General features: G+C 67.4%; 8 protein-coding genes and 1 pseudogene. 1 reads left to right on the top strand and 8 read right to left on the bottom strand.

What is annotated here, in order from left to right; translation table 11 throughout:
* From RTO53_RS18510 to aspS, 8 genes are all read right to left on the bottom strand, one after another.
* Positions 1-1802: potassium transporter Kup (locus tag RTO53_RS18510; protein ID WP_312239165.1), on the bottom strand; the 1802-nt coding region annotated here is incomplete at its 3' end.
* A gap of 118 nt (positions 1803-1920) precedes the next feature.
* On the bottom strand, positions 1921-2511 hold the full coding sequence (ruvA, locus tag RTO53_RS18505) for a Holliday junction branch migration protein RuvA (RefSeq protein ID WP_312239164.1): 591 nt from the start codon (positions 2509-2511) through the stop codon (positions 1921-1923).
* 10 nt (positions 2512-2521) lie between these two features.
* Complete coding sequence (gene ruvC, locus RTO53_RS18500; RefSeq protein ID WP_256775476.1) at positions 2522-3043, bottom strand: crossover junction endodeoxyribonuclease RuvC; 522 nt, start codon at positions 3041-3043, stop codon at positions 2522-2524.
* A 129-nt stretch (positions 3044-3172) separates the two neighbouring features.
* Entirely contained in the window at positions 3173-3904 is a 732-nt protein-coding gene (locus tag RTO53_RS18495) for a YebC/PmpR family DNA-binding transcriptional regulator (RefSeq protein WP_256775477.1), read from the bottom strand.
* A 94-nt stretch (positions 3905-3998) separates the two neighbouring features.
* Positions 3999-4631 carry an alpha/beta fold hydrolase gene (locus tag RTO53_RS18490; RefSeq protein WP_312239163.1) on the bottom strand — a complete coding sequence of 211 codons (633 nt, stop codon included), beginning with the start codon at positions 4629-4631 and terminating at the stop codon, positions 3999-4001.
* A 125-nt stretch (positions 4632-4756) separates the two neighbouring features.
* The gene (locus RTO53_RS18485) at positions 4757-5281 is read right to left on the bottom strand and encodes a GNAT family N-acetyltransferase (protein WP_312239162.1); all 525 of its coding nucleotides are present in this window, start codon (positions 5279-5281) and stop codon (positions 4757-4759) included.
* Positions 5282-5301: 20 nt separating this feature from the next.
* Positions 5302-5640 carry a DNA primase gene (locus RTO53_RS18480; RefSeq protein ID WP_312239161.1) on the bottom strand — a complete coding sequence of 113 codons (339 nt, stop codon included), beginning with the start codon at positions 5638-5640 and terminating at the stop codon, positions 5302-5304.
* Positions 5641-5669: 29 nt separating this feature from the next.
* Positions 5670-7421, bottom strand: a complete 1752-nt coding sequence (aspS, locus tag RTO53_RS18475) for an aspartate--tRNA ligase (protein WP_312239160.1) — start codon at positions 7419-7421, stop codon at positions 5670-5672.
* A gap of 203 nt (positions 7422-7624) precedes the next feature.
* Here aspS and RTO53_RS18470 point away from each other — a divergent pair.
* A pseudogene (locus RTO53_RS18470) lies at positions 7625-7877 on the top strand (hypothetical protein); the annotation flags it as partial.

Genomic DNA, 7877 nt, shown 5'->3' with positions numbered 1-7877 from the left:
CGGAAGAAGCCGGTCGCCGGGGCCGCGTTCCGGTGCATCAGCGCGAACAGCTTGTCGCGCCAGATCGGCATGCCGCGATTGGCCGTGGCCACGATCGTCTCGCGGCTGGCGAAGAAGGTCGTGTCCATCGGGTCGAAGTAGATCCCGCCGTGGTCGCACGAGCGCATCAGCGCCAGCGGCACGTCCGGGGTCTCCATGAAGCCGAAGCGCACGTAGATCCGGTAGAACTCATCGCCCACCGACTCGATCTTCAGGCGCTGGCCCTCCGGCGCATACGGCACCGGCAGCGTCACCACGTGCAGGAACACGTTGCGCTCATGCAGCACCTTGTTGTGCTTGAGGTTGTGCATCAGCGCGTGCGGGGCCACGGTGGGGTCGGCGGTCAGGAACACCGCCGTGCCGGGCACGCGCACCGGCGGGGCCAGCATCAGCCCGGGCAGGAAGGTATCGATGCGGATACCGTCCTTGCGGATCTCATCGCGCAGCAGCTCGCGGCCACGCCGCCAGGTGCGCATCATGGTGAACAGCACGATGCCCAGCACCACCGGGAACCACGCGCCCTGCAGCAGTTTGGCGCCGTTGGCGATCACAAAGCCCAGGTCGATGATGAAGAAGATCACGCACAGCGGGATGATCCAGTACCGCGAGGTCGGCCACAGCGCGCGCGCCACCAGCGCCAGCAGCAGGGTATCGATGAGCATGGTCGCCGACACCGAAATACCGTAGGCCACCGCCAGGTTGGACGAGCTGCGGAAGGCCAGCACCAGCCCGATCACCATCACCGCGATGCCCCAGTTGATGCCCGGGATGTAGATCTGGCCGATGGTGTCGTGCGAGGTGTGGGTGATGCGCATGCGCGGGATGTAGCCCAGCTGCATGGCCTGGCGCGACACCGAGAATGCCCCGGTGATCACCGACTGCGAGGCGATCACCGCGGCCATGGTGGCCAGGATGATCATCGGGTACAGCGCCCAGTCCGGCACCGCCTCGAAGAACGGGTTCTTGACCGCTTCGGGGTTGTTGAGCACCAGCGCGCCCTGCCCCAGGTAGTTCAGCACCAGGCACGGCAGCACGAAGAAGTACCAGGCGTGGCGGATCGGCTTGGCGCCGAAGTGGCCCATGTCCGCATACAGCGCCTCGCCACCGGTGACCGCCAGCACCACCGCGCCGAGGATGAAGATGCCGTGCCAGCCATGCTCCATGAAGAAGCGCAGCGCCCACATCGGATTGAACGCCTTGAGCACCTCGGGCGCATCGACGATGTTCCAGATGCCGATGGCGGCCAGCGAAATGAACCAGATCGAGGTGATCGGCCCGAACAGCTTGCCGATCTTCTCGGTGCCAAAACGCTGTACGGCGAACACCGCCAGCAGCACCACCACGGTGATCGGCACGATGAAGGCATGCAGGCCCGGCGCGGCCACCTCCAGGCCCTCGACCGCACCCAGCACCGAAATGGCCGGGGTGATCACCCCGTCGCCGAAGAACAGCGAGGCGCCGAAGATGCCCAGGATGCCCACCACGTAGGCCGAGCGCGAACCGTTGCGCAGGGTGCGCTGGGTCAGCGCCATCAAGGCCATGATGCCGCCTTCGCCCTCGTTGTCGGCGCGCATGATGATAGTGACGTACTTGAGCGTGACCACGATGTTCAGCGCCCAGAACGCCAGCGACAGCACGCCCAGCACGGTGTCGTGGTCGCTGTTGAGGCCGTAATGCGGGGAGAACGCTTCCTTCAGCGTATACAACGGGCTGGTGCCGATGTCGCCGAACACCACGCCGATGGCGCCGATGATCAGCGCCATGCCGCCGGCCGCCGGCGCGTGGCCGTGCGCGGCGTGGCCGCTGTCGTGCTGGGTGGGAGAGGTGGACATGAGGCTCCGGGCGGACGCGGTCGGTATCAGGGAAGAGGCAGCGTGCGCGTCAGCGCAGCGCGGCCTGCAGGGCCTTGCGGATGACGGTGGCGACATCGTCGCCGTCGGTGTTGGCATCGCGCGCCATGCGCGCCGCCTCGGCCGGCTTGTAACCCAGCTGCTGCAGGGCCACGGTCGCCTCGGACACCGGGTCGGTGGCCGGCGCGGCACCGGCGATCGGCGCCCCGCCGCCGCCGAAGTTGGCCGCGCGGTCGCGCAGTTCCAGCACCATGCGCTCGGCGGTCTTCTTGCCGATGCCGGGAATGCGGGTCAGCGCGGTGATGTCACCGGCCTGCAGCATGCGCGCGAACTCGTCCACGCTGACCCCGGACAGCACCGCCAGCGCGATCTTGGCGCCGATCCCGCTGACCTTCTGCACATCCCGGAACAGGCGGCGCTCGCCCTCGCGCAGGAAGCCGTACAGCGCAACGCTGTCTTCCTTCTGCGTGTAATGGGTGAACAGGGTGACCTCGCGGCCCAGCTCGGGCAGGTCGTAGAAGGTGCTCATCGGCGCCTCCAGCTCGTAGCCGACGCCGTTGACGTCGATGAGCAGCCACGGCGGCGCCTTGTAGGCCACGATCCCGCGCAGACGACCAATCATGCAGTTTTCCTCATTTCCGGCTCCAGGCCATGCGGGCATTGACGCCCAGGCGCTGCGCCGTGGCCCGGACGTGGGCGTGGGTGATGGCCACGGCCAACGCATCGGCAGCGTCGGCCTGCAGCTTGGTTTTCAGGTTGAGCATAAGCCCGACCATGTGTTGGACCTGTTGCTTCTCCGCACCGCCCCGGCCGACCACGGCCAGCTTGATTTCGGTGGCCGCGTATTCGCTGACCGGCAGGTCGCGCATGACCACGGCCGAGATCGCCGCGCCGCGCGCCTGGCCCAGCTTCAAGGCCGAATCCGGGTTGCGGGCCATGAACACCTTTTCGATGGCGACCTCGTCCGGGCGGTATTCCTCCACCAGGGCGGTCAGCCCGACCACCAGCAGCTTCATCCGCTGCGGGAAGTCGTCCGCGCCCAGCAGCACCAGCGGCAGGTGGTGCACGTGCACCACCTTGCCGGCGGCGTCCACATCAATGATGCCCACCCCGGTGCGCTGCGAACCGGGGTCGATGCCGAGGATGCGGGTCATGCGGCACGCACACGACCGCCCGCGGCCCGGAACGGACAGCTGCGGCGGCGATAACAGGGAACGGCGGGAGTCATCATGGTCCGCATTGTCCGCTCACCGGTCGCGCAAAGCGACCGGTGAAGCGCACGCTCAGGCGTAGGCGTCCGCGCCGAGATCGGCGTTGGAGAACACGTCCTGTACGTCGTCCAGGTCTTCGAGCATGTCCAGCAGCTTCTTGACCTGCAGGGCGGTGTCGCCCTCGACCGCGATGTCGTTGTCGGCGCGGAAGGTGAGCTCGGCGTGGTCGGGCTTCAAACCGCCCGCTTCCATCGCATCCTTCACCGCGTGATAGGCGTCGGCGGCGGTCAGCACGTCGATCGCGCCGTCTTCGGGATAGACCACGATGTCGTCCGCGCCGGCCTCGATGGCCGCCTCGGTGACGGCCTCTTCATTGGCCCCGGCAGCGAAATGCAGCACGCCGACCCGCTTGAACATGAAGGACACCGAGCCTTCGGTCCCCATGTTGCCACCGCACTTGCTGAACGCATGGCGGACATCGGCCACGGTGCGGACACGGTTGTCGGTCAGGCAGTCCACGATCACGGCCACGCCACCGGGGGCATAGCCCTCGTAGCGGATCTCTTCGTATTCCACGCCTTCCAGTTCACCGGTGGCCTTCTTGATGGCGCGTTCGATCACGTCCTTGGACATATTCGAGGCCAGGCCCTTGTCCATCGCCACGCGCAGCCGCGGGTTGTTGTTGGGGTCGCCTCCACCGCCGCGCGCGGCAACGCCGATCTCGCGGATGATCTTGGTGAAAATCTTGCCGCGCTTCGCGTCAGACGCGTTTTTGCGGTTCTCGATGGAGGGGCCTCTACCCATGGGTATTTCCGTGCTTGCGTGAGGAACAGGGCGCGGATTCTACCTGATCGCCCCCCGCGACCGTGTTAGTCGCGGTGCCGACCGCCGCCAGGGCTCAGGCGGCGTGGGCGGCCCGGTCGGGGCAGAAGTGGCCATCGCGCAGGAACGCGGCGGTCTGGCGCGCCGCTTCGGGGGAAAACACCAGCCCGCTGTGGCTGGCCGGGACCACGCAGTGGTCGGCCAGGCCCGGCAGCTGGGTCTCATCCAGCGCCACGGTGCCGTCGGACGCCTCGCCGATCGCGCCCAGCAGGCTGCCCAGCCCGTGCGGGACCGACCCCGCGATCAGCCCGACCCGGGCCCTGCCCTCCCAGGCCGGCAGGCCATCGAGCAGCAAGTCGCTGCTGCGGCCCAGCGCCAGCGACCAGCCGTGCTCGGCCAGCGAGCGGGCGGTGCCGCTGCCGCGCAGCGGCGAGCCCAGGCAGACCACCCGAGAGACCGGCAGGTCCGGTTGCTGGCGCAGCGCCTCCAGGGCGACCAGGCCGCCCAGGCTGTGCCCGACCAGCGAGACCGGGCCGCTGTCCTTCAGCCGCTGCAGCAGTTGTGGAACGGCCACATCCGGGCCGCCGAACACGCTGGCGTAGCCGAAGGTATCCACGGAGAAGCCACGGGCACGCAACCGCCAGGCCAGCGGACCTACCCAGGCGCGTGCATTCCAGATGCCGTGCAGCAGTAAAACAGGGGGATTCATGCACTCAGCCTAGCCGTTCCGACGTGGGACCTGCGGGGGGAAACAAGGCCATTAGACGAATGGACCGCGCAACGGCGGGTGAAGCCGTTGCGGTCCATGCGGATCGGGGCTGGAAGGGATGAAACTCAGCGCGCCGGGGTCGGGGCACGTTTCAGGATGAATTCCAGGTCGCGCACGCTGCCAACCGGGAACTCATAGGTACCCACCTTGCTGAACCCGTAGCGGGCGTAGAAGCGCTGCGCGCCGAAGTTCTCCGACCACACGCCCAGCCACAGCGTGCGCGGGCCGTCGTGTTCAAGCCATTCCAGCGCCGTTTCCAGCAACCGGCTGCCCCAACCGCAGCTCTGTTCGTCCTTGATCAGGTACAGGCGCTTCAGCTCGCCGTCGCCGGGCTGCACGTCCGCATGCGGCAGGCCGCACGGGCCGGCGGCGGCATGGCCGACGGCCACCCCGTCCCGTTCCAGCAGCCACACCGCATAGTCCGGGTGGCCCAGGATGACGCGCTGGCGATCGACCGCATAGGCTTCCTCGAGGAAGCCCTGCAGGTCCTGCGCCGGGTAGAGATGGCCGAAGGTTTCCACGAAGGTACGCGTAGCCAGCACCGACAGGGTCGGGGCGTCTTCGACGGTGGCACGACGGATGGCGTACATGGCGGGCTCCGGGGCAGGCCTCAGGCCTGGGTTCCGTGGGGGGCGTCTTCTTCCTCGTCGCCCTCCTCTTCTTCCTCGTCCTCGTACTCTTCCTCGTCTTCCTCGTCGCCTTCTTCCTCGTCCTCTTCGTCCTCGTCGAGGTCGTCTTCCTCGTCTTCCTCGTAGTCTTCCACGCCGAAGTCTTCGCCATCCCAGCGGCCTTCGCCGTCCTGGACGAAGGTCAGCGCCATGGCCGCGGGGTTGGTCCCCACGCGCACCAGCCAGCCACCGAACACGCGGGCGCGCTCGGTCACCAGGGTGGCGTCGGCGCCTTCATTGCCCAGCTTTTCCCACTCCAGCGAAAACGCGAACTCGCTCATTGCCTGGCTCTCCTGGTGAAAGGTACGGATCAGTTCTTGCGCGGACGGACCTGGACGTGCACTTCGGCCAGCTGCTCGTCCGGGATCGGCGACGGGGCGCCGGTCATCAGGCACTGCGCGCCGGTGGTCTTGGGGAACGGGATGACGTCGCGGATCGACTCGGTGCCGGCCATCAGCGCGGCGATGCGGTCGATGCCGAAGGCGATGCCACCGTGCGGCGGCGCGCCGAAACGCAGGGCGTCGAGCAGGAAGCCGAACTTGCCCTCGGCCTCTTCAGCACCGATACCGAGCAGTTCGAACACCGCGCTCTGCATGTCCGAGCGGTGGATACGGATCGAACCGCCGCCGATCTCGTTGCCGTTGAGCACCATGTCATAGCCGCGCGACACGGCGGTCCTGGCATTGGCGCGCAGGTCGGCGATGTCGTCCACCGCCGGGGCGGTGAAGGGGTGATGCAGGGCGACGTAGCGCTGGGCTTCCTCGTCGTATTCGAACATCGGGAAGTCGGTGACCCACAGCGGCGCCCAGCCGGCGGCGACCAGGTTGAAGTCCTTGCCGGCCTTCAGGCGCAGCGCGCCCATGAAATCGGACACCTTGTTGTAGCCACCGGCACCGAAGAACACGATGTCGCCGTTGCCGGCGCCGACGTGGGCGACCAGTGCGGCGAAAGCGTCTTCGCTGAAGAACTTGGCGATCGGCGAGCTGACTTCGCCGTTGTCGGCGATCTTGATGTAGGCCAGGCCCTTGGCGCCGTATTTGGCGGCGTGCGCGGCGTACTCGTCGATCTGCTTGCGGCTCAGCGTAGCGCCGCCCGGGATGCGCAGCGCCGCGACACGGCCGTCGGCATCGTTGGCCGCAGCGGTGAACACCGGGAATTCACTGGTCTTGACCAGCTCGGCCACGTCCACCAGCTCCAGCGCGATGCGCAGGTCCGGCTTGTCCGACCCATAGCGACGCATCGCCTCGGCCCAGGTCATGCGCGGGAAGCTGGCGGCCAGCTCCACGTCGACCACTTCCTTGAAGATGGCGCGGATCATGCTTTCCACGAAGTCCTGCACGTCCTGCTCGCGGACGAAGGCGAACTCCATGTCCAGCTGGGTGAATTCCAGCTGGCGGTCGGCACGCAGGGCTTCGTCGCGGAAGCAGCGCGCGATCTGGTAATAGCGGTCGAAGCCGGCCACCATCAGGATCTGCTTGAACAGCTGCGGGCTCTGCGGCAGGGCGTAGAACTCGCCCGGGTGCATGCGCGCCGGCACCAGGAAGTCGCGCGCGCCTTCCGGGGTGGCCTTGGTCAGGATCGGGGTCTCGATGTCCTGGAAGCCGGTGGCGTCCAGATGGCGGCGCAGCGCCTGCACCAGCTTGATGCGGGTGCGCTGCATGCGCTGCATTTCCGGGCGGCGCAGATCCAGGTAGCGGTACTTCAGGCGGGTCTCTTCGCCGGGGTTCTCGTGGGCGTGGAACGGCAGCGGCTCGGCCTTGTTGAGGACGGTGATGGCCGTGGCGATCACTTCGACCTTGCCGGTGCGGATCTTGTCGTTGACCGCATGGCGCGCGCGCACCACGCCTTCCACCTGCAGCACGTCCTCGTAGCCCAGGCTGGCGGCCACGGCGAACACCGCCGCGTTATCGACTTCCACCGTCACCTGCACGATGCCTTCATGATCACGCAGATCGATGAAGCACACGCCGCCCTGGTTGCGGGCAACGTCGGTCCAGCCGGCGAGGGTAACGGTTTGGCCAATCAGGGTCTCATCGACCAGGCCACAGAAGTGGGTACGCATGGGGGTAAAGCTCCGCAGGAGAATGCCGGCACTACGTTGCGCCGGACAGCCCTTTATTCTGCGGCGTAGGCTGCGCCGGGGCAAATCGGCTTTCGTCGGCACCCTCCCGGCCTTGTCCGGCGGCCCGTCCGGCGGGCATCACGCGCCCTGAACCTGCCTCGTTCCTATAGTCCGCGCACCAACGACCGCAAGGGGATGTCGCCATGAACCGTCGTCTTACCATTGTCTGCCTGGCCCTGGCACTGGGCTGCAGCGCCCCGGCCGCACAGGCCCAGATGGGTACCCGCGCCTACGCGCCGGAGAACCTGTCGCAGCTGTCCTCCAGCGACCGCTCGCGGGTGATCACCCAGGAATACGCCGACCAGACCAATGGCCGTCGCATCCCCGACGACCAGCTGCGGTTCTACCTGGCCCAGGTCAACTCCGGCTGGAGCTTCTCGCGCATCAAGCAGGACA

The organism is Stenotrophomonas sp. (assembly GCF_031995405.1).
Lineage (GTDB): Bacteria > Pseudomonadota > Gammaproteobacteria > Xanthomonadales > Xanthomonadaceae > Stenotrophomonas.
This window is presented reverse-complemented; position numbering and strand designations above follow the sequence as displayed.